The organism is Micromonospora sp. NPDC023956 (genome assembly GCF_040639195.1).
Classification (GTDB): domain Bacteria; phylum Actinomycetota; class Actinomycetes; order Mycobacteriales; family Micromonosporaceae; genus Micromonospora.
This window is the reverse complement of record NZ_JBEZZN010000003.1, coordinates 581,640-602,344: the sequence shown is the minus strand read 5'-3', so window position 1 is coordinate 602,344 and position 20,705 is coordinate 581,640. Positions and strand designations below refer to the sequence as shown.

Here is a 20,705-nt window from a genome sequence, read left to right as displayed (position 1 = left end):
AGTTGTCGCAGGGGATGGTCAGCGGGTGTGGTAGTTCGGCGCCTCGACGGTCATCTGGATGTCGTGCGGGTGGCTCTCCTTGAGACCGGCCGCGGTGATCCGGATGAGCTGTCCACGGCGGTGCAGCTCGGGGATGCTCTCCGCACCGACGTACCCCATCGCGGCCCGCAGCCCGCCGATGAGCTGGTGGGCCACCGCGGAGAGCGGGCCGCGGTACGGCACCTGCCCCTCGACGCCCTCGGGGACCAGCTTGTCCTCGGCGAGGACGTCCTGCTGGAAGTAGCGGTCCTTGGAGTAGGAACGGGCCTGGCCCCGCGACTGCATGGCGCCGAGCGAGCCCATTCCCCGGTACGACTTGAACTGCTTGCCGTTGATGAAGAGCAGTTCGCCGGGGCTCTCCTCACAGCCGGCCAGCAGGCTGCCGAGCATGACCGTGTCGGCCCCGGCGACCAGTGCCTTGGCGATGTCGCCGGAGTACTGGATGCCGCCGTCGCCGATCACCGGTACGCCGGCCGGACGGGCGGCGCGGGCCGCCTCCATGATCGCGGTGATCTGCGGTACGCCCACCCCGGCGACGATCCGGGTGGTACAGATCGCCCCCGGGCCGACCCCGACCTTGACGCCGTCGGCACCCGCGTCGACCAGCGCCTTCGCCCCGGCGTAGGTGGCCACGTTGCCGCCGACCACGTCCACGGCGGTGTCCTTCTTGAGCTGGCGGACCATGTCCAGCACGGCCCGCTGGTGCCCGTGCGCGGTGTCCACGATCAGCACGTCCACGCCCGCGTCGACCAGCGTCCGGGCCCGCTTGTACGCGTCCTCGCCCACGCCGACGGCGGCGGCGACCCGGAGCCGGCCGGCGTCGTCCTTGGTGGCGTTCGGGTACTGCTCGCTCTTGGTGAAGTCCTTGACGGTGATCAGCCCGCGCAGCCGACCCGCGTCGTCGACGATCGGCAGCTTCTCGACCTTGTGCTGGCGCAGCAGGGCCAGCGCCTCGTCCTTGCTGACCCCGACCGGGGCGGTGACCAGCGGGGTCCGGGTCATGATCTCGCGGACCGGGGTGCTCGGCTCGGTGACGAAGCGCATGTCCCGGTTGGTGACGATGCCGACGAGCTGGCCGCCGGCGTCCACCACCGGCACGCCGGAGATGCGGTACCGCCCGCAGAGCGAGTCCACGTCGCGGAGGGTGTCCTCCGGGCTGGCCGTCACCGGGTTGGTGATCATGCCGGACTCGGAGCGCTTGACCAGGTCGACCTGGAGCGCCTGGTCCTCCAGGGAGAGGTTGCGGTGCAACACGCCGATGCCGCCCTGGCGGGCCATGGCGATGGCCATCCGCGCCTCGGTCACCGTGTCCATCGCGCTGGAGAGCAGCGGCACGGAGAGCGAGACGTTCCGGGTCAGCCGGGTGACCGTGTTGACCCGGCTCGGCACCACGTCCGACTCGCCCGGCTGGAGCAGCACGTCGTCGAAGGTGAGACCGAGCGGCACCACCCGCGCCGAGCCGGCGGGCAGTTCCGGCAGGTGGCCACCCAGCTCGCCGGGCTCCGCACCCGTCGGACGATCGGTGCTGGGCGAAATATCCACGATTGCTCCCCTGAGCTGCTCGTACGGGCTTCAGTGAGGTGGTGCGCGGCACCGGAACGCGCCGCCGGACACGGGCGCGTCGCCCCATCGTACCCACTGAGCTGGGCGGCCCCGGGCGGCGGCGCGGCCGGTGACCGACGGGCTGGGGCAGGCGGCCGGAGGGCGTTGGGTCTACGGTGAGGGGGTGCACGACGAGCCCATCGACCCGTTCAACGGCGACCCGGCCGATCCGGCCGCCGGCCTGCACGACCCCGGTGACGACGCCGCGCTGGAACCGCTGACCGACGTCGAGCGGCAGGACGTCCTGGAGGATCTGGCGGACCTGGAGATCTACCAGGCGCTGCTGGCGCCGATCGGGGTCCGCGGGTTGGTGATCGAGTGCGAGGACTGCCACGAACCGCACTACTTCGACTGGGACCTGCTCCGGGGCAACCTGCGCCACCTGCTCAGCTCGGGGCGCCCCCGGGTGCACGAGCCGGCCTACGACCCGGATCCCGACCACTACGTCACCTGGGACTACGCCCGGGGCTACGCGGACGGGGTGCACGACACCCTGACCGAGTCCGGCGAGGACGACACCGACTCCCCCGCCGACTGACCCGCCCGCCGCCCGGGAGGCGGGTCGACTCAGGCGACCAGGCCGGCGCGGAATCCGGCGGCGACGGCGTGCGCCCGGTCCCGGGCCCCGAGCTTGCGGAAGAGCCGACGGGCGTGCGTCTTGACGGTGTCCTCCGAGACGAACAGCTCACGGCCGATCTCGGCGTTGCTCTTCCCCTCCGCCATGCCCAGCAGCACCTGGAGTTCCCGCTCGGTCAGCCCGATCCCGCCCCGGCCGCGTCCGGCCGGTTCGGGCCGGCGACGCTCCTGCGTCGTCCCGGCGGTCTCCGGCTGCGCGCCGTCGTCCGGCTCGTCGTCGCCGCGCTGCACCGGAACCATCGCCGGGCCGCCCGGGGTCTCCTGCCCCGGCCACTCGGCCGGCGTCACGCCCGGCCCACGGCCGCCCGGACGCCCGGTCGCGCCGACGACGGCAGCGGTGTCCAGGGCCGGGTCGGCGATCCGCCGGCGGGGCGACCGCCCCGGAGCGGTGAGCAGCAGGAGTGCCTTGGCGACCGCGCTGGTCAGATCCTGGTCGACGCCCTGGATCAGCCCACGGGCCCCGGCGCTGATGCTCGCCGCCGCCGCGCCGGACTCCTCCGCGCCGAGCAGCAGCACCGCCGCCTGGGGGGCCCGAGCCAGCACCCGCCGGACGAATCCGGCGCTGTCCGGCCGGGTCAGCGCGGTGTCGGCGAGCACCACGTCGGGAGGTTGCTCGGCCAGGCGCAACATCACCTCGGGATCGGAGACGGCGGTACGGACGACGGCGGCCAGGCCGAGCCGGGCCGCTGCGGAAGACAGGTGCTGCGCCGCCAAAGGGGTCCGGACGCAGACGAGAACCGTACGCACAGTGGGGTCTCCTCTCCGTCAGGAAGCAGACCACGGGCGGCGCTGATCATGAGGGCGTTCCGGGCAATTCTCCGAACTTTTCCGGCATATGGGGTGTTTGTCGCAAGCCGTCGGGACTTTTCGATCACACACGTGTGAGTGAGCGGACGGCAGGGTATCGGAGCTTCAGGCCGGACACGGCGTGCTCGCGCGACCGCCGCTCGGGGACGGCCTGTCGGACCATCGCGGCGGTGCCGCGCGGGAGGAGGGGTGCTGATGTCGAACGTACGTAGACTGCCCGGACCCATCGTCGACCTCTGGGACTGGCAGCGGCTCGGTGCCTGTCGGGGCCGCGACAGTGCCCAGTTCTTCCACCCGGACGGCGAGCGAGGTTCCTCCCGGCTCCGTCGCGAGTCGGAGGCCAAGGCCGTCTGCCGGGCCTGCCCGGTGCGCGCCGAGTGCGCGGCACACGCCCTCACCGTCCGCGAGCCGTACGGGGTGTGGGGCGGCTTCAGCGAGTCCGAGCGCCTTCGCCTGCTCGCCGTGGGCTGGGAGGACCTGGCCGACCGGCGGCGCAGCCGGGTGGACGTCGCCCGCCTGGAGGCCCGTCTCGGCCGCCCGCACAAGTCGACGATGCCCGCCCAGCGCCACGTCGCCTGACGCACGCCCAGCGCCACATCGCCTGACGCACGACCAGGACTGCGTCGCCTGACGCACGACCAGGACCTCCGTTGCCGCGCCCCCGCCGGGGGCGCGGCACCGTGCTGTCGGGCAGCATGGCGGGATGCCACCCGATCTTCCCCCACCCGACCTGCTCTGGAACCGCTGGGCCCTGTTCGCCAGCGCCCTCACCGCACTCGGCGTTGACGACGTCTACTGGTGCGCCGCCGACGGCGCCCACCACGACGACCACGGCGGCAACCGGTCCCGTCTGGTCCTGGTCGACGGCGGACGGGCGGTGCTCTTCGGTTACGACCACGAGTACAGCGACACGGTGACCGCCACGCCCCCGATCGACCTCCTCGCCGGGGCCCCGGCGTGGCTGCCCTGGCCGGAGTTGCTCCGCTGGCAGGCCGACGACGAACTCGGCTACGCCTACTGGTACGACGACGGGGCCTGGTCCCGGGTGCCGTATCCGGACGACCTGCCGGACGGCCTGGCCGCCACCGCCGGTTCGGTGCTCGGCTCCGAACAGGCCCGGCTCGAACTCGTCGACGTGGTCTTCGAGTGGGGGAGACACGACCGCGACGACCCGACCGAGCGGGACGACGTCGCCGGGTCCGCCGCGCAGCTGCTCGCCGCCGCCGAGGCCCGCGCCCTCGACGCGGAGGCCCTGGCCGGGCTGCTCGGCCGGCTCCCGGCCCACGCCGTCGACCTGACCGCCGCGCTCGCCGTCGCGGACGCCGCCGGGATCACCCCCGGCCGGACCCCGCCGGCCGTCCCGGCCGGCACCACCGTCCCGGACCGCCGGGTCCGCACGCTCAGCGTCGACGGGCACGAGGACCTGGTCCGGGCCGCCATGCGCGAGGAGCCGGAGCGACAGCGGCCCGAGCCGGCGCGCTGTCCGGAGCTGGACGCGCTGGTGGAGTGGGTCCGCGCGCAGGCACCGGCGGGGGACGGGCGCTGCACCCTGCTCGTGGCGGCCACGGACACCAGCCTCGGCACGCAGCGGGGGCCACAGCCGCCGCGCGCCCTCACCGGAGAGACCGACTGGCAGGGGTTCCGGGAGCTGTCCGGCCTGACCCGCGCGCTACGGACGGCGGAGACCCACCCCGAGGGCGGTCGCTGGTTCTTCCTCCGCCTGACGACCACGCCGCAGGGGTACGCCGTCGAGCGACGCTACGACTCCTGGCCGCAGTGGTACCCGTCCCCCCGCTACGACCTGCACCTCGGCGATCTCCGGGCGGAACTGGACCGCCGTACGCCGGGGTACCACCCCTCCTGGGCGCCCCTGCTCGCCCCCGGGACGGCCTGGCGGGAGGTGGCCGGCACCGCCGACGCCGGTTAGGTTCCGGTGCAGACGACGTCCACGTCGGACAGCCCGGATCCCGGGTACGAACGACGCAGGGCACGCCGTCACGGGGACGGCGTGCCCTGCGGATCGAGGTGCCGACGGGTGCCCCGGGGGAGCGGCGCACCCGTCGTACCGTGTCGCGGACGGCTCAGAAGCCCGGGCCGTGCTGGTGACCGTGGCCGTGACCGTGGGAGTGCCCGTGGCCACCGGCGGCCGGCTCGGCCTTCGCGGGCTTCTCCACCACCAGGCTCTCGGTGGTGAGCAGCAGGCCGGCGATGGACGCGGCGTTGGTGACCGCGTTACGGGTCACCTTCACCGGGTCGATGATGCCGTTGCCGACCAGGTCGACGTACTGGCCGACGGCGGCGTCGAGGCCGTGGCCCCACTCCAGGCCGCTGACCTTCTGCACGACGACGTAGCCGTCGTGGCCGGCGTTCTGCGCGATCCAGCGCAGCGGCTCGACCAGTGCCTTGCGCACGATCGAGACGCCGACCTTCTCGTCACCGGTGAAGCCGAGGTCGTCGTCGAGCGTCGGGATGATCTGCGCGAGAGCGGCACCGCCACCGGGCACCGTCCCCTCCTCGACCGCCGCCTTGGTCGCCGCGATGGCGTCCTCGATGCGGTGCTTGCGCTCCTTCATCTCGACCTCGGTCGCCGCGCCCACCTTGATGACCGCGACGCCACCGGAGAGCTTCGCCAGCCGCTCGGCCAGCTTCTCCCGGTCCCACTCGGAGTCCGAGGCCTCGATCTCCTTGCGGATCTGCGCGACCCGGTCGGCGACCTCGGTGTCCCGGCCACCACCGTCGACGATGGTGGTGTTCTCCTTGTCGACCACCACCCGGCGGGCGGTGCCGAGCACCTCCACCCCGATCTGGTCGAGCTTGTAGCCCAGCTCCGGCGCGACCAGCTCGGCGCCGGTCTGGATCGCCATGTCCTGAAGCATCGCCTTGCGGCGGTCACCGAAGCCCGGGGCCTTCACCGCGCAGACCTTCAGGGTCTTGCGCAGCGAGTTGACCACCAGCGTGGAGAGCGCCTGGCCCTCGACGTCCTCGGCGACGATCAGCAGCGGCCGGCTGTCGGCGAGGACCTTCTCCAGCAGCGGCAGCAGCTCCTCGATCGCGGAGATCTTCTGCGTGGTGATCAGGATGTACGGGTTCTCCAGAACCGATTCCTGCGACTCCAGGTCGGTCACGAAGTTCGGCGAGATGAAGCCCTTGTCGAACTGGAGACCCTCGGTCACCTCCAGCTCGGTGTGCAGGGCGGAGCCCTCCTCGACGGTGATCACACCGTCTCGGCCGACCTTCTCCATCGCCTCGGCGATCAACTCGCCGATGGTGGCGTCCTGCGCCGAGATCGTCGCCACGTGGGCGATCGACTTCTTGTCGGCCACCTCGACGGCCCGGTCGAGCAGGGCCTGCGAAACCTTGGCCGCCGCCGCGTCGATGCCGCGCTTGAGGCCGGCCGGGTTGGTACCGGCGGTCACGTTGCGCAGGCCCTCGCGGACCATGGCCTGGGCGAGCACGGTGGCGGTGGTGGTCCCGTCGCCGGCGACGTCGTTGGTCTTGGTCGCCACCTCCTTGACCAGCTGCGCGCCGAGGTTCTCGTACGGGTTGGTGAGCTCGATCTCCTTGGCGATGGTGACCCCATCGTTGGTGATCGTCGGCACACCGAATTTCTTGTCCAGGACGACGTTGCGCCCGCGCGGGCCGAGAGTGACCTTGACCGCGTCCGCGAGGGCGTTGACACCGTGCTCGAGCAGGTGCCGGGCGTCGTCCGAGAAGCTCAGGATCTTCGCCATGGATATCCCTTCGAAGCGTTGCTGCCCCGGCCCGGCGAGCCGGACCGGGGCAGCGACACTGATCGGTTGGTTACTTCTCGATGACCGCGAGGACGTCGCGGGCGGAGAGCACCAGGTACTCCTCGCCGGCGTACTTGACCTCGGTGCCGCCGTACTTCGAGTAGAGGACGGTGTCGCCGACCTGCACGTCAACCGGGATCCGGTTGCCCTTGTCGTCGACGCGGCCCGGGCCGACAGCGAGGACGGTGCCCTCCTGCGGCTTCTCCTTGGCGGTGTCGGGGATCACGATGCCCGACGCCGTGGTGGTCTCAGCCTCGTTCGCCTGGACCAGGATCCGGTCCTCGAGCGGCTTGATCGCAACCTTGGTCGCGGTAGTCACGGGCATACCCTCCTGGGGTACTTGGTTTCGTTACCGGTCGGCGGGGCCGACCAGCGTCAATCTGCCACATGCCACCGGGCGGGGCCGTCGTCGCGGGTGCCGGTCCGCCTGGCGTTCAACCTCCGAGTGAGACCCGGAGGCTGGCACCCTCGATGGGAGAGTGCTAATCGCAGATTAGGCCGCCGCTAGCACTCCGTCAAGGAGAGTGCCAACGACGGCGGGGCGAGTCGCGTCGATCGGGACCCGCCGTCACCCCCGAAAGGCGACCACCCGCGCCGCGACCACCCCGCTCCACGGCCCGAGACGGGATCGATCGCCACCACACCTGGACTTTTACAGTTAACAATCCTAATAATTAGGCATCCGTCGATCCGACGGCTCTCCTACCGGGAGGTCCGGATGCGTCGCCCTGTCCCGAGACCGCTGCTGGCCGCCGTCGCGGCCCTCGCCGCCATCACCGCCACCACCCTCGTCGTCGCCGCACCGGCACAGGCCGCCGGCCCGACCGCCACCCTCGTCAGGACCGCCGACTGGGGCACCGGTTGGGAGGGGCGCTACACCATCACCAACGGCGGCCCGACCACCATCACCAGCTGGCAGGTCGCCTTCACCCTGCCGACGGGCACCACCCTCGGCTCCTACTGGGACGCCACGCTGACCAGCACCGGCGGGCGGCACACCTTCGCCAACCGTTCGTGGAACGGCACCGTCGCACCCGGCGCGTCGGCGTCCTTCGGCTTCCTGGTCACCGGCTCCGGCTCCCCCACCAACTGCACGATCAACGGCGCGCCCTGCACCGGCGGTCCGCCCACCACACCGCCACCCACGACCGCACCGCCGACGACGCCACCACCCACCACCCCGCCGCCCACCACACCGCCGCCGACGACCCCGCCGCCCACCACTCCCCCGCCCGGCGGACTGCCCAAGCACGCGCTGATCGGTTACCTGCACGCCAGCTTCGCCAACGGCTCGGGCTACCTGCGGATGGCCGACGTGCCGGCCGACTGGGACATCATCAACCTGGCCTTCGGTGAGCCGACCACGGTGACCTCGGGCGACATCCGCTTCCAGCTCTGCCCGGCGGCCGAGTGCCCGGGGGTGGAGACCGAGGCCCAGTTCGTCACGGCCATCCGTGCCAAGCAGGCGCAGGGCAAGAAGGTGCTGCTCTCCATCGGTGGGCAGAACGGTCAGGTCCAGCTCACCACCACCGCCGCCCGGGACACCTTCGTCCGGTCGGTGTCGGCCATCATCGACCGGTACGGCCTGAACGGCCTCGACATCGACTTCGAGGGGCACTCGCTCTACCTGGACGCCGGGGACACCGACTTCCGCAACCCGACCACGCCGGTGATCGTCAACCTGATCTCCGCGATCCGCACCCTCAAGCAGCGGTACGGCGCCAACTTCGTGCTCACCATGGCGCCGGAGACGTTCTTCGTCCAGCTCGGCTACCAGTACTACGGCCAGGGCCAGTGGGGCGGGCAGGACCCGCGCGCCGGGTCGTACCTGCCGGTGATCCACGCGCTGCGCAACGACCTCACCGTGCTGCACGTCCAGGACTACAACTCCGGCCCGATCATGGGGCTGGACAACCAGTACCACACGATGGGCAGCGCGGACTTCCACATCGCGATGACGGACATGCTGCTGGCCGGCTTCCCGGTCGCCGGCAACCCGGACCGGGTCTTCCCGGCACTGCGCGAGGACCAGGTGGCCTTCGGCGCGCCCTCGTCCCCGAGCGCCGGCAACGGCTACCTGGCCCCCGCCGGGGTGCAGGCCGCGGTGAACTGCCTGGTGAAGGGGCAGAACTGCGGGTCGTACGCACCGCGCAGCGGGACCAACCCGGCCTTCCGTGGGCTGATGACCTGGTCGATCAACTGGGACCGGTTCTACGCCTGGGAGTTCCGCCTGCATCACGGCCCGTTCCTCAGGTCACTGCCCTGACCCCGCCGGTCGGGTCCGGGCCGGGTGGCCCGGACCCGACCGCGTGGCCCCGCCGGGCAGGCGGGACCCCGGTGGCCGAGGTGGTCGACGGGCGTCGGTGCCGGCGGTCCAGAATGGGCCGGGTGGATCTCGACCAGTTCGCCGCCCTGCGTACCCCCGAGGGGTCGGCCGCGCTCGCCGCGGCGACGCGGGTGGCCGGCGGCGACCCGCTGACCGCGGCCGCCGCGCTCCGCTCGGCCGGCGTGCCGGCCGGGCTGGCCGCCGCCGCACTCACCCAGGCCGAACTGCGGCGCCGGGCGACCGGCAAGTTCGGTCCGGAGGCGGCCGGGATGTTCCTCACCCGCGCCGGCCTGGAGCAGGCGACCCGGCGGGTGGTGGCCGACCGGCGGGCGGCGCGGTTGCGGGCCGCCGGGGTGCGCACCCTCGCCGACCTGGGCTGCGGTCTCGGCGCGGACGCGCTCGCCGCCGCCCGCGCCGGCCTCCGGGTGTACGGGGTGGAGGCCGACCCGTTGACCGCCGGGCTGGCCGCCGCGAACGCCGAGGCGGCCGGGCTGGCCGGATCGTTCACCGTCGAGTGCGCCGACGCGACCGCGTTCGACGTGTCCCGGGTGGACGGCGTCTTCTGCGACCCGGCGCGCCGCAGCACCGGCACCGGCCGGCGGATCTTCGACCCGAGGGCGTACTCACCCCCGTGGGACTTCGTGACCGCGCTCGCCGCCCGGGTGCCGCACACGGTGGTGAAGGTGGCTCCGGGGCTGGACCACGCGCTGATCCCGCCCGGCGCGGAGGCCGAGTGGGTCAGCGTCGACGGCGACCTCGTGGAGGCGGCGCTCTGGTGCGGCCGGCTGGCCGAGCTGCCCCGCCGGGCGACCGTGCTGCGGGCCGGACGGGTGCACCAGCTCACCGGCTCGGGCGCGCACGAGGCGCCGGTCGGCCCGGTCCGGCGGTACCTGCACGATCCGGATCCGGCGGTGGTCCGCGCGCACCTGGTCGCCGACCTCGCCACCACGCTGGACGCGACGCTCGCCGACCCGAGCATCGCCTACCTGTACGCGGACACCCCGGGCGTCACCCCCTTCGCCCGCTGCCTGGAGGTCACCGACGTGCTGCCGTTCTCGCTGAAGCGGCTGCGTACCCTGCTGCGCGACCGCCGGGTGGGGCGGGTGGAGATCCTCAAACGCGGCTCGGCGCTGGAACCGGAGCGGCTCCGTCGCGACCTGCGGCTCGCCGGCGACCAGGCGGCGAGCGTGGTGCTCACCCGGGTCGCCGGGGCACCGACCGTGCTGGTCTGCCGTCCGACCGGCTAGGTTGAGCCGGTGGCGGGACGGGGAACACCGGCGACGGCGCTGCTGGTCAAGCGCGGGGTCGGGCACAGCGTGCACCCGTACGACGTCTCGCCGGACACCCCGAACTACGGCGCCGAGGTCGCCACGGCGCTCGGCGTACCGGCCGACCGGGTGTTCAAGACCCTGGTCACCGAGGTCGACGGCACCCTGACCGTGGCGGTCGTCCCGGTCACCGGGGAGCTGGATCTCAAGGCGCTCGCGGGGGCGGCCGGCGGGAAGCGGGCCGTCCTGACCGACCGGGCGCTCGCCGAACGCGCCACCGGTTACGTACGGGGCGGCATCAGCCCGCTGGGCCAGCGTCGACGGCTGCCCACGGTGCTGGACGCCTCGGCCCTCGGCTTCCCGACGATCTACGTCTCGGCCGGGCGACGCGGGCTCCAACTCCAGCTCGCCCCGGCGGGCCTGGTCGCGCTGACCGGGGCGACCACCGCGCCGATCGCCACCCCCTGAGCGGCGCGCCCGACACCGGACGGCTGCGGGGGTACGCGGGCCGCCACCGGCGTACCGGCCACCCCGGACGTTGATCATCTTCGTTTGATCCTGCGCTCCCGACAGCCGCTCGACCTGCACGTTTCGTCGGCGTTGCTGAATTGTTACCGCAGCCAACAAATCCATGACCTCGACGGTCTTGCGCTCGACGTGTGACGCGGAATACGTTGCCGGACACAACAAAACTACACACCCCCACCCCGAAAGGAACCTCGCACATGCGCAGAGGGATCCTCACCATCGCGACCGTGGGCCTGCTCGTCACCGGCGGCGTGGCCGCCTGCGGCGACGACTCGGGCAGCGACAACGACGCCGGCTCCGACAAGAAGCCCAAGATCGGCGTGATCCTGCCGGACAGCAAGTCCTCCGGCCGCTGGGAGAACGCCGACCGCAAGTTCCTGGAGGCGGCCTTCAAGGCGGCCGGCGTCGACTACGACATCCAGAACGCGCAGGACGACAAGAACCAGTTCCAGACCCTCGCCGACCAGATGATCACCGGCGGGGTGACCGCTCTGATGATCGTCAACCTGGACTCCGGCACCGGCAAGGCCGTGCTGGAAAGGGCGAAGTCGCAGGGTGTGGCGACCATCGACTACGACCGACTCACGCTCGGCGGCAGCGCCGAGTACTACGTCAGCTTCGACAACGAGGTGGTCGGCAAGCTCCAGGGCGAGGGCCTGACGAAGTGCCTGACCGACAAGGGCGTGCAGAAGCCGGTGGTGGCGTACCTGAACGGCTCCCCCACCGACAACAACGCCACCCTGTTCAAGAACGGCTACGACTCGGTGCTCAAGCCGAAGTTCGACTCGGGTGAGTACGTCAAGGGGCCGGAGCAGTCCGTCCCGGCCTGGGACAACGCCCAGGGCGCCACGCTGTTCGAGCAGATGCTGACCCAGACCGGCGGCAAGATCGACGGTGTGCTCGCGGCGAACGACGGCCTCGGCAACGCGGCCATCTCGGTGCTCAAGAAGAACAAGCTCAACGGCAAGGTCCCGGTGACCGGGCAGGACGCCGACGTGCAGGGCCTGCAGAACATCCTCGCCGGTGACCAGTGCATGACCGTCTACAAGGCGATCAAGCAGGAGGCCGACGCCGCCGCCGAGCTGGCGATCGGGCTGGCCAAGGGCGAGCGCAAGGAGACCGGCCAGACGGTGAAGGACCCGGAGAGCGGTCGGGACGTGCCCTCCGTCCTGCTCACCCCGAAGCTGATCTTCAAGGAGAACGTCAAGGACGTGGTGGCGGACGGCTTCGTCACCAAGGAGGCGCTCTGCACCGCCGAGTACACCAAGCTCTGCGCCGAGGCCGGGATCAGCTGAGCCGTACCGGTCATCCGGTACCCCCACCGGTACGCGGGCGTCACCCGGGCACGGCAACCCGCGGTGACGCCCGCCGCCCGGCGGCTCGACAGACGTTAGGGAGACCCGTGTCCACCACCCCCCTGCTGGAACTACGTGGGATCGACAAGAGCTTCGGTCCGGTCCAGGTCCTGCGTGACGTGGCCTTCTCCGCCCACGCGGGGGAGGTGACCGCCCTGGTCGGCGACAACGGCGCCGGTAAGTCGACCCTGGTCAAGTGCATCAGCGGCATCTACCCGACGGACGCCGGCACGTTCCTCTTCGACGGCCGTCCGGTCAGCATCCACAGCCCCCGGGACGCCGCCGCCCTCGGCATCGAGGTCGTCTACCAGGATCTCGCGCTCTGCGACAACCTCGACATCGTGCAGAACATGTTCCTCGGCCGGGAGAAGCGCACCGGCATCGTGCTCGACGAACCGACCATGGAGCAGATGGCCGCCGAGACCCTGGCCGGGCTGAACGTCCGGACGGTCAAGTCGCTGCGCCAGCACGTCTCCAGCCTCTCCGGCGGCCAGCGGCAGACCGTGGCGATCGCCAAGGCGGTGCTCTGGAACAGCCGGCTGGTGATCCTGGACGAGCCGACCGCCGCACTCGGCGTCGCGCAGACTGCCCAGGTGCTCGAACTGGTCCGCCGGCTCGCCGACAACGGCCTGGCCGTCGTGCTCATCTCGCACAACATGAACGACGTCTTCGCGGTCTCCGACCGGATCGCCGCGCTCTACCTCGGGCAGATGGTCGCCCAGGTGAAGACCACCGACATCACCCACGCCCAGGTGGTCGAACTGATCACCGCCGGCCGGTCCGGCGCGCTCGGCCTCCCGGCCGGCAACGGTGCGCAGCCCCCCGACACCGGCGCATCCGCCGACAGCACCCCAGGAGCCCTGCGATGACCAGCACCGCCGTGCGCAAGGTCGGTCCGGTGGCGGTCACCGAGACGCCGACCGTGGGCGGCCACGTCCGCAACTACATCAGCCGGGTACGCGGCGGCGACATCGGCGCGCTGCCGGCCGTCCTGGGACTGGTCGTGCTCTGCACGGTCTTCTCGATCATGCGACCGTCGTTCCTGTCGGCGCAGAACTTCGCCAACCTCTTCACCCAGGGCGCGGCGGTCACGCTGATCGCGATGGGGCTGGTCTTCGTCCTGCTGCTCGGCGAGATCGACCTCTCCGCCGGCTTCGCCAGCGGGGTCTGCGCCGCCGTACTGGCCAACATCGTCACCAAGGCGGGCTGGCCGTGGTACGTCGCGGTGTTCGCGGCCATCGCCACCGGCCTGGTCATCGGGCTCGTCCTCGGCTCCCTGGTCGCGAAGATCGGCATTCCGTCCTTCGTGGTCACCCTCGCCGCCTTCCTCGCCTTCCAGGGCGTCGTGCTGCTGTTGATCAGCGGCGGCAGCAACATCTCCGTCCGCGACGAGGTGCTGGTGGCGATCGCCAACCGCAACCTGACGCCGACGCTCGGCTGGCTGTTCTTCGCCGTGGTGGTCGGCGGGTACGCGGCGGTGCAGCTCCTGCGCCACCGCAAGCGGACCGCCCGGGGCCTGCTCACCGACCCGTTCCCGGTGGTGCTGGCCCGGATCGGCGGGCTGGCGGTCATCCTCGGTCTGGCGGTCTACATCCTCAACCTGGAGCGCAGCCGCAACGTACTGATCAACTCGCTCAAGGGCGTGCCGATCGTGGTGCCCATCATCGCGGTCCTGCTGATCTTCTGGACCTTCGTGCTCCAGCGCACCAGCTACGGCCGGCACGTCTACGCGGTCGGCGGCAACCGGGAGGCGGCCCGCCGGGCCGGCATCAACGTCGACCGGATCCGGATCTCGGTCTTCGTGATCTGTTCGACGATGGCCGCCATCGGGGGGATCGTGGCCGCCAGCCGGGCCAACTCCGTCGACCCGAACACCGGGGGCAGTAACGTACTGCTCTACGCGGTCGGCGCGGCGGTGATCGGCGGGACCAGCCTCTTCGGTGGCAAGGGGCGGGTGCTCGACGCGGTGCTCGGCGGCGCGGTGGTCGCGGTGATCGACAACGGCATGGGTCTGATGGGCTACGAAGCCGGGGTCAAGTACGTGGTCACCGGGGTCGTGCTGCTGCTCGCCGCGAGCGTCGACGCGTTCTCCCGACGACGCGCCGCCGCCACCGGCAACCGCTGACCACGCCCCTCGACCGGAGTACCAGGAGCATGCGCACAGGACCCAGCCAGGACGAGATCCGCCGGCAGAACCTCGGCGCGCTGCTCCGCTTCGTGCACGTGCACGGGGCGACCTCGCGGGCGGAACTCACCACCGCCCTGGGGCTGAACCGCAGCACGATCGGCGCGCTCACCGCCGACCTGGCCGGCGCGGGCCTGGTCAGCGAGGGAGCGCCGAAGGAGACCGGCCGGGCCGGACGACCGTCGCTGGTCGTCCGGCCCGAGTCGGAACGGGTCTTCGCGTACGCCTTCAGTGTCGAGGTGGACCGGCTGCGGGCCGCCCGGGTCGGGCTCGGCGGTGAACTGCTCGACCGCCGGGAGATGCCCCGCCCGTACGGCCCGGCGGTGGCCGAGGCCGCGCCGCTGCTCACCGCCATGGCCAAGGAGATGGAGCAGGACACCCCGCCCGGTGTGGTCTGCGTCGGCGCGGGTGTGGCGGTGGTCGGCATGGTCCGCCGGGACGACGGTCTGGTCCGCTCCAACCTCACCACCGGCTGGGTCGACGAGCCCTTCGGCGAACTGCTCCGCGCCGGGCTGGGCACCGGACACCCGGTCGCCGTCGGCAACGTCGCCGACCTGGCGGTCCTCGCCGAGCACGTCCGTGGCGTGGCGGTCGGCTGCGACAACGTCGTCTACCTGCACGGCGACGCGGGAGTCGGGGCGGGCATCATCGCCGGCGGGCGGCGGGTCACCGGGCACGCCGGCTACGGCGGCGAGGTCGGCCACATGGTGGTCAACCCCGGCGGGCAGCCGTGCGGCTGCGGTTCCCGGGGCTGCTGGGAGACCGAGATCGGCGGACCCGCGCTGCTGCGGGCCGCCGGCCGCGACGGCGTGGAGGGCCAGGACGCCGTCCTGTCCGTGGTGGACCCGGCGGCGCGCGGAGACGCCAGCGCCCAGGCGGCGGTCCGCCAGGCCGGTGACTGGCTCGGCTTCGGCGTCGCCAACCTGGTCAACATCCTCAACCCCGAGATGGTCGTCTTCGGCGGCACCATGCGGGACCTCTACCTCGCCGCGGCGGCGCAGGTGCGCAGCCGGCTCAACTCGATGGCGCTGGCCGCCTGCCGGGAGCACGTCCGGCTGCGCACCCCGAAGCTGGGTGACGAGGCGCCCCTGATCGGCGCGGCCGAGCTGGCCTTCGAGCGGCTGCTCGCCGATCCTCTCGACGTCTGACGTCGTCGACGGTCAGCCGGCGGGCCGGCGCTGGCGGCTGGCGAAGGCACGCACCTTGGCGCGGTTGCCGCAGACCGCCATGCTGCACCAGCGCCGCCGGCCCCGCGGGTCGACGAAGAGCCACCCGCAGTCGTCGCCGGGGCAGGCCCGGATCCGGGGCCGGTCCGCCGTGGTGAGCAGGTCGGCGGCGGCCCGACCGCAGGCGAGCAGCGGCAGGGCCAGTCCCGCCGCCTCGTCGAGCGTCCACCGTGCACCTTCCGCGTCGGCGCGGAGCCGTTGAGCGGCGGCGGCCCGCTCGGCGACCGCCGCGACGACGTCGAACGCGGCGGTGTCGCCGGGCGTCAGGAGAACGGCGCGCAGGGCGGCCCGTAGGGTCCTCGTCTCCGCCAGCACCCGGTCGGCCGCGTCCGCCTGCTCCTCGGCCACCGCCCGGAGGCGGCGCACCGTGGCCGCGTCGAGCAGATGCGCGTGCCCGGCCCAGACGGCTAGCCGGTCGTAGTCGCGCAGCCATTCCCGGTGCGGCGCGGGCGACTCCGCCCAGCCGCCCCAGGTGTTGCAGAGTTCCAGTCCACGGTGGCCGGCGAGCAGCACCGGCATGGGATGACCGTCGACGTCGATCCAGTGCACCCGGCCAGTATGCCTTGACGGGACGGCAGCTAACCAGTCAATCTCTCCACACTGGTTACTTCACGTTTACCGGTTAGGCGGTGGTGTGATGACGCGGAGGCTCGTCCGGACGGTGCTGGTGGGCACGGTCACCCTCGGTTCCCTGCTGGCGGCGGCGCCCGTGTCCGCGGTCGACGGGGCACGTCCCGGCGGCCACCGGCCGGAGCCCTGGCGCACCTGGGTGCAGGAGGAGTGGGCGGCCCCCGCCGGCCGGTACTGCTCCTTCCCGCTCCAGGTGCGGGTGGTCAGCCAGGACGTCCGGGTCCGGGTGGTGGCCCGGTACCCCGACGGCGCGGTCCGCCGGGAGGAGTTCGCCGGTCCGCTGGTCGTCGACTTCGTCAACGGCGACACCGGACGGACCGCCCGGCGCGACGCGGGCGGCTCCGGCGCCGCCGAGCACCGTCGCGACGGCACCTGGTCCCGCTACACCATCGTCGGCCCTGCCGGCTTCGGCTTCCGCCCCGGGGACCACCACCCCCGGGGCTACTACCTCCTCGACGGGCTGCACGTCGTCACGTTCGACGCCGACGGCACCCGCCGGCTGGCCGTCGCCGTCGGTGAACAGGAGAACCTCTGCCTGGCGCTGGGGGACTGACCGACCCGGACGGCCGGCCCGGTGCCCGCCACCGGCCCCCGGTCATCGACGGTGGCCCGGGGCCGGGCCGCCACCGGTGCCGGGCGGTCGGCGGCGGGTCAGGGGCGGGGACCGTGCCAGGAGCGCCAGAGATCCGCGTACGAGCCACCCCGGGCGAGCAGCTCGGCGTGCGAGCCGAGTTCGGTGATCCGACCGTCCTCCACCACCGCGACCCGGTCGGCGTCGTGCGCGGAGAAGAGCCGGTGCGCGATCGCGATCACCGTACGGCCCGCCAACACGGCGGCGAGCGACCGTTCCAGGTGCCGGGCCGCGCGCGGGTCGATCAGCGAGGTCGCCTCGTCCAGCACCAGGGTGTGCGGGTCGGCCAGCACCAGCCGGGCCAGGGCGAGCTGCTGCGCCTGCGCGGCGGTGAGCGGGTGCCCGCCCGCGCCGACCCCGGTCGCCAGCCCGTCGGGCAGGGCCTCGGCCCACTCCAGCGCGTCCACCGCGGCCAGCGCCGAGCGGACGTCCGCGTCGGTGGCGGTCGGACGGACCATCGCCACGTTCTCCCGCAGCGTGCCGATGAAGACGTGGTGTTCCTGGGTGACCAGGGCGACGTGCCGGCGCAGCTCGGCCAGGGGCAACCGGGTCAGGGGCGTCCCGTCCACGGTGACCGACCCGGTGCCCGGGGTGTGCACCCCGGCCAGGAGCCGGCCGAGCGTGGACTTGCCCGCCCCGGACGGACCGACCATGGCCAGCTTCTCCCCCGGTTCCGGGAGCAGGGTCACGCCGTGCAGCACGTCCCGCCCCTCGCGGTAGGCGAACGTGACGTCCCGGACGGCGAGCCGGCCGCTCCCCGGACGGCCGACGGCCGGGAACGCGCCGACCACGCCGCCGACCGGGAACCCGCCGACGGGAAACGTGCCGCGCGAGGACACCCCGCGCGAGGACACCCCGCCCGGGGACACACCGCCCGGGGACACACCGCCCGGGGACCCGCCCGCCGGGGACAGGCCGGATCCGGCCGGCGTGGACCGGGGCACGGCCGGGTCGGCCCGGCCGGGCCCGTCGGGGGCGGCCACCCCGAGCAGCCGGGCCAGCGACGCCCCGCCGACCTGGAGCTCGTCCAGCCAGGCGAGCAGCCGGTCGACCGGCTCGATGAGCTGCTGCGCGTAGAGGGTGGCCGCGGTGACCTGGCCGAGGGTCACCCAGCCCTCGAGGTAGAACCAGCCACCGACGACCAGGGTCGCCACCACCGGTACCAGGTACCCGATCTCGGTGATCGGGAAGAAGATCGTCCGCAGCCACAGGGTGTACCGCTCGGCCGCGTACGACCGGCGGATGTCGGCGTCGGTGCGGGCCCGTCGGCGCGCCTGCTGCCGCAACGCCTCGGTGGTCCGCGAACCCTCGACGGCCTCGCTGATCCCGTCGGTGATGTCCGAGTAGGCGGCGTTCTCCCGCAGGTAGCCGGCGGTGGCCCGACGCAGGTACCAGCGGGTGCCGGCGACCAGCACCGGCACCGCGACCAGGCAGGGCAGCACCAGCAACGGGCCGACCAGCAGCAGCGCGCCGAGCACGAACCCGGCGGTGACCACCGCCATCAGGGTCTCGGGCACTGCCAGCCGGACCGTCCGGGAGAGCGCCGCGACGTCCCGCGAGGTCCGGGTGAGCAGGTCGCCGGTGCCGGCCCGCTCCACGGTGGCCAGCGGCAGGGACAGGATCCGGTCGACGAACTCCTCCCGCAGCGTGGCGAGCACCCGCTCGCCCAGCCGGGCCGAGGCGAGGTGGGCCAACCGCAGCAGCACCGACTGGGCCACCACGAACCCCACGATGACCAGCACGATCGTGTCCACCGGGGTGCTCCGGTCGCCCCGCGAGACCCCCTCGACCAGCTCGCCGAGCAGGCGCGGCCCGGCCAGCCCGGCCGCCGCGGCCAGCGCGTGCAGGGCGAGGGCGGTGGCCAGCGCGGCCGGATGGCGGCGGGCCAGGGTGCGGGCGTACCGGCGGACCTGCGCCGCATCCGCCACCGGCAGGGTGTTGGTCATCAGCTCTCCCCCCGGCTGACCGTCGCCGCGTACCGGGGCTCGGTGCCGAGCAGGTCCTCGTGCCGCCCCTCGGCGACCACCTTGCCGTCCTCCACGACGATCACGTGGTCGGCCCGCTGGAGCACCAGCGGGCTGGTGGTGCAGACCAGCGTGGTCCGGCCGGCCCGCGCCGCCCCGAGGCGGGCCGCGATCCGCGCCTCGGTGTGCGCGTCCACCGCGCTGGTCGGCTCGACCAGCAGCAGGATCTCCGGGTCGGCGACCAGCGCCCGGACCAGCCGCAGGCGCTGCTGTTGCCCGCCGGAGAACTCCCGGCCCCGCTCGGCCACCGGGGTGTCCAGCCCGTCCGGCAGGGCCTCGACGATGTCGGTCGCGCTCGCCGCCGCCAGGGCCGCCTCGATCGCGGCGTCGTCGACGGCGTCCTGCGGGTCCAGCTCGGCGCGGAGCACGCCGGTGAAGAGATGTGCGTCGTTGTCGGCCACCAGGATCCGTTCCCGCACCGTCGCGAGCGCCACCTCCCGCAGCGGTACGCCGTGCAGCGTCGCGTCGGAGTCCCCGTACCGGCCGAGCCGGTCGGTGATGGCGACGGCGTCGGCCGGCTCGGCGGCGACCAGCGCGGTGAGCAGGCCGGGACGGACCACCACCCCGGACTCGGGATCGACCAGTTCCCCTGCCCCGTCGGGCAGCGGCACCGGGCGGGCCGGTTCGGTCACCTCCGGGGTCAGCCGGAGCAGGTCGACCACCCGGCGGGCCGCCACGTGTCCCCGGGCCAACTGGTCGACCGTCTCGGTGATCGTGCGCAGCGGGGTGACCAGGAACGCGGTGTAGCCGTAGAAGGCGACGAGCTGGCCGGCGCTGATCTGCCCGCGCAGCGCGAACCGGGCCCCGAGCCAGACGACCAGGGCGAGGAAGAGACCGGGCAGCAGGATCTGCACCGCCGCCAGCAGCGAGTCGACCCGGGCGACCCGTACCCCCTCCGCGCGCAGCGCCTGGGACTCGGCCCGGTAGCGCGCCGCGACCACCTGCTCGCCGCCGACGCCCCGCAGCACGCGCAGCCCGCGCACGATGTCCCCGACCCGGGTGGTCAGCCTGCCCTCCTGGTCGCGGTAGGTGCGCTGCCGGCGGTGCAGCGGCCGGATGAGCAGCCCGACCGCCGCCATCAGCACCGGCACCCCGAGCACCACCACCAGTCCGAGCGGCAGCGAGGCGGTCAGCAGGATCACCGTGATGGTGACGACGGCGACCACCGCGCCGCTGCCCCGGGCCAGGATCTCCATCGCCGAGCCGATCTGCCCGATGTCCGACGTGCCGATGCTGATCACTTCACCGGCGGCGACCCGCCGGGGCAGGGTCGCGCCGAGCCGGTTCGCCGCCTCGACGGTGAGCTGCACGGTGCGGTACGCGGCGGCGAGCCAGTTGTACACCGCGCAGCGGTGCCGCAGGACCCCGGCGACGGCCTGGAGCACCCCGAGTCCGAGCAGCACCAGTCCCCAGGTGAGCAGGGCGTCGGCGTCACGGGCGGTCAGGCCGGCGTCGATCGCCCGGCCGATGGCCGCCGGGGCGAGCGCCTGGGCCACCATCCAGACGATGCCGAGCCCGATCCCGGCGACCAGGGTCGGGCGGCTCCGGTTCGCCAGCCAGATCAGGAAGCGGGCCGCCGAGCGGCAGTCGGGGATGCCGGGATCGCCGGCCGGTAGGGAACGCATGACAGGACGAACCTAGGCGACGAACACGGAAC

The 20,705-nt window shown here is 73.0% G+C and carries 18 protein-coding genes; 11 read left to right on the top strand and 7 right to left on the bottom strand.

Annotated elements, in window-relative coordinates:
• Positions 1 to 18 precede the first annotated feature (18 nt).
• Positions 19 to 1,581: an IMP dehydrogenase gene (gene guaB / locus AB0F58_RS09050; protein ID WP_357140078.1), complete on the bottom strand. Its 1,563-nt coding sequence runs from the start codon at positions 1,579 to 1,581 to the stop codon at positions 19 to 21.
• 184 nt (positions 1,582 to 1,765) lie between these two features.
• Between guaB and AB0F58_RS09045 the strand changes: the two genes are divergently transcribed.
• Positions 1,766 to 2,179 (top strand): DUF5319 domain-containing protein, encoded by a 414-nt coding sequence (locus AB0F58_RS09045; RefSeq protein ID WP_357140077.1) that lies wholly within the window; start codon positions 1,766 to 1,768, stop codon positions 2,177 to 2,179.
• A gap of 29 nt (positions 2,180 to 2,208) precedes the next feature.
• Here AB0F58_RS09045 and AB0F58_RS09040 read toward each other — a convergent pair whose 3' ends face one another.
• Positions 2,209 to 3,024, bottom strand: coding sequence for a response regulator transcription factor (locus AB0F58_RS09040; RefSeq protein WP_357140075.1), 816 nt, complete (start codon positions 3,022 to 3,024; stop codon positions 2,209 to 2,211).
• 255 nt (positions 3,025 to 3,279) lie between these two features.
• Between AB0F58_RS09040 and AB0F58_RS09035 the strand changes: the two genes are divergently transcribed.
• Positions 3,280 to 3,663 carry a WhiB family transcriptional regulator gene (locus tag AB0F58_RS09035; RefSeq protein WP_357140073.1) on the top strand — a complete coding sequence of 128 codons (384 nt, stop codon included), beginning with the start codon at positions 3,280 to 3,282 and terminating at the stop codon, positions 3,661 to 3,663.
• 124 nt (positions 3,664 to 3,787) lie between these two features.
• Positions 3,788 to 5,011 (top strand): hypothetical protein, encoded by a 1,224-nt coding sequence (locus AB0F58_RS09030; RefSeq protein ID WP_357140070.1) that lies wholly within the window; start codon positions 3,788 to 3,790, stop codon positions 5,009 to 5,011.
• Between the two features lie 154 nt (positions 5,012 to 5,165).
• Here the strand turns inward: AB0F58_RS09030 and groL are convergent, their stop codons facing one another.
• Together groL and groES are read right to left on the bottom strand one after the other, a co-directional pair.
• The gene (groL, locus tag AB0F58_RS09025; protein WP_357140067.1) at positions 5,166 to 6,815 is read right to left on the bottom strand and encodes a chaperonin GroEL; all 1,650 of its coding nucleotides are present in this window, start codon (positions 6,813 to 6,815) and stop codon (positions 5,166 to 5,168) included.
• A 70-nt stretch (positions 6,816 to 6,885) separates the two neighbouring features.
• Positions 6,886 to 7,200 (bottom strand): co-chaperone GroES, encoded by a 315-nt coding sequence (gene groES / locus AB0F58_RS09020; protein ID WP_357140064.1) that lies wholly within the window; start codon positions 7,198 to 7,200, stop codon positions 6,886 to 6,888.
• A 393-nt stretch (positions 7,201 to 7,593) separates the two neighbouring features.
• On the opposite strand from groES, the gene AB0F58_RS09015 reads away from it, so the two are divergent.
• The 7 genes from AB0F58_RS09015 to AB0F58_RS08985 all read left to right on the top strand — a co-directional run bounded on the left by AB0F58_RS09015 (position 7,594) and on the right by AB0F58_RS08985 (position 15,685).
• Positions 7,594 to 9,141 (top strand): cellulose binding domain-containing protein, encoded by a 1,548-nt coding sequence (locus AB0F58_RS09015; protein WP_357140061.1) that lies wholly within the window; start codon positions 7,594 to 7,596, stop codon positions 9,139 to 9,141.
• A 122-nt stretch (positions 9,142 to 9,263) separates the two neighbouring features.
• Positions 9,264 to 10,448, top strand: a complete 1,185-nt coding sequence (locus AB0F58_RS09010; RefSeq protein ID WP_357140058.1) for a methyltransferase domain-containing protein — start codon at positions 9,264 to 9,266, stop codon at positions 10,446 to 10,448.
• Between the two features lie 9 nt (positions 10,449 to 10,457).
• Positions 10,458 to 10,937 carry a Cys-tRNA(Pro) deacylase gene (gene ybaK / locus AB0F58_RS09005; protein ID WP_357140055.1) on the top strand — a complete coding sequence of 160 codons (480 nt, stop codon included), beginning with the start codon at positions 10,458 to 10,460 and terminating at the stop codon, positions 10,935 to 10,937.
• A gap of 257 nt (positions 10,938 to 11,194) precedes the next feature.
• Complete coding sequence (locus AB0F58_RS09000) at positions 11,195 to 12,292, top strand: substrate-binding domain-containing protein (protein WP_357140052.1); 1,098 nt, start codon at positions 11,195 to 11,197, stop codon at positions 12,290 to 12,292.
• A gap of 107 nt (positions 12,293 to 12,399) precedes the next feature.
• Positions 12,400 to 13,221, top strand: coding sequence for an ATP-binding cassette domain-containing protein (locus tag AB0F58_RS08995; protein WP_357140049.1), 822 nt, complete (start codon positions 12,400 to 12,402; stop codon positions 13,219 to 13,221).
• Complete coding sequence (locus AB0F58_RS08990) at positions 13,218 to 14,477, top strand: ABC transporter permease (protein ID WP_357140046.1); 1,260 nt, start codon at positions 13,218 to 13,220, stop codon at positions 14,475 to 14,477. Before AB0F58_RS08995 ends, AB0F58_RS08990 begins: the two co-directional genes overlap by 4 nt.
• Before the next feature lie 29 nt (positions 14,478 to 14,506).
• The gene (locus AB0F58_RS08985) at positions 14,507 to 15,685 is read left to right on the top strand and encodes an ROK family transcriptional regulator (RefSeq protein ID WP_357140043.1); all 1,179 of its coding nucleotides are present in this window, start codon (positions 14,507 to 14,509) and stop codon (positions 15,683 to 15,685) included.
• Between the two features lie 12 nt (positions 15,686 to 15,697).
• Here the strand turns inward: AB0F58_RS08985 and AB0F58_RS08980 are convergent, their stop codons facing one another.
• Entirely contained in the window at positions 15,698 to 16,312 is a 615-nt protein-coding gene (locus tag AB0F58_RS08980; RefSeq protein ID WP_357140040.1) for a CGNR zinc finger domain-containing protein, read from the bottom strand.
• A gap of 88 nt (positions 16,313 to 16,400) precedes the next feature.
• Here AB0F58_RS08980 and AB0F58_RS08975 point away from each other — a divergent pair, with 88 nt between their 5' ends.
• The gene (locus AB0F58_RS08975; RefSeq protein WP_357140037.1) at positions 16,401 to 16,946 is read left to right on the top strand and encodes a hypothetical protein; all 546 of its coding nucleotides are present in this window, start codon (positions 16,401 to 16,403) and stop codon (positions 16,944 to 16,946) included.
• 98 nt (positions 16,947 to 17,044) lie between these two features.
• Here the strand turns inward: AB0F58_RS08975 and AB0F58_RS08970 are convergent, their stop codons facing one another.
• Complete coding sequence (locus AB0F58_RS08970; RefSeq protein WP_357140034.1) at positions 17,045 to 18,970, bottom strand: ABC transporter ATP-binding protein; 1,926 nt, start codon at positions 18,968 to 18,970, stop codon at positions 17,045 to 17,047.
• Positions 18,970 to 20,673, bottom strand: coding sequence for an ABC transporter ATP-binding protein (locus AB0F58_RS08965; RefSeq protein WP_357140031.1), 1,704 nt, complete (start codon positions 20,671 to 20,673; stop codon positions 18,970 to 18,972). The genes AB0F58_RS08970 and AB0F58_RS08965 overlap by 1 nt, the downstream gene beginning before the upstream one ends.
• Positions 20,674 to 20,705: the final 32 nt, after the last annotated feature.

What these genes read in the sequence shown, in the direction of transcription:
- AB0F58_RS08970 (WP_357140034.1), bottom strand. Translation starts at nt 18,970, where the DNA reads ATGACCAACACCCTGCCGGTGGCGGATGCGGCGCAGGTCCGCCGGTAC.
- AB0F58_RS09000 (WP_357140052.1), top strand. Translation starts at nt 11,195, where the DNA reads ATGCGCAGAGGGATCCTCACCATCGCGACCGTGGGCCTGCTCGTCACC.
- AB0F58_RS08990 (WP_357140046.1), top strand. Translation starts at nt 13,218, where the DNA reads ATGACCAGCACCGCCGTGCGCAAGGTCGGTCCGGTGGCGGTCACCGAG.
- AB0F58_RS09030 (WP_357140070.1), top strand. Translation starts at nt 3,788, where the DNA reads ATGCCACCCGATCTTCCCCCACCCGACCTGCTCTGGAACCGCTGGGCC.
- groES (WP_357140064.1), bottom strand. Translation starts at nt 7,200, where the DNA reads ATGCCCGTGACTACCGCGACCAAGGTTGCGATCAAGCCGCTCGAGGAC.
- AB0F58_RS08985 (WP_357140043.1), top strand. Translation starts at nt 14,507, where the DNA reads ATGCGCACAGGACCCAGCCAGGACGAGATCCGCCGGCAGAACCTCGGC.
- AB0F58_RS08975 (WP_357140037.1), top strand. Translation starts at nt 16,401, where the DNA reads ATGACGCGGAGGCTCGTCCGGACGGTGCTGGTGGGCACGGTCACCCTC.
- AB0F58_RS08965 (WP_357140031.1), bottom strand. Translation starts at nt 20,673, where the DNA reads ATGCGTTCCCTACCGGCCGGCGATCCCGGCATCCCCGACTGCCGCTCG.
- AB0F58_RS09015 (WP_357140061.1), top strand. Translation starts at nt 7,594, where the DNA reads ATGCGTCGCCCTGTCCCGAGACCGCTGCTGGCCGCCGTCGCGGCCCTC.
- AB0F58_RS09035 (WP_357140073.1), top strand. Translation starts at nt 3,280, where the DNA reads ATGTCGAACGTACGTAGACTGCCCGGACCCATCGTCGACCTCTGGGAC.
- groL (WP_357140067.1), bottom strand. Translation starts at nt 6,815, where the DNA reads ATGGCGAAGATCCTGAGCTTCTCGGACGACGCCCGGCACCTGCTCGAG.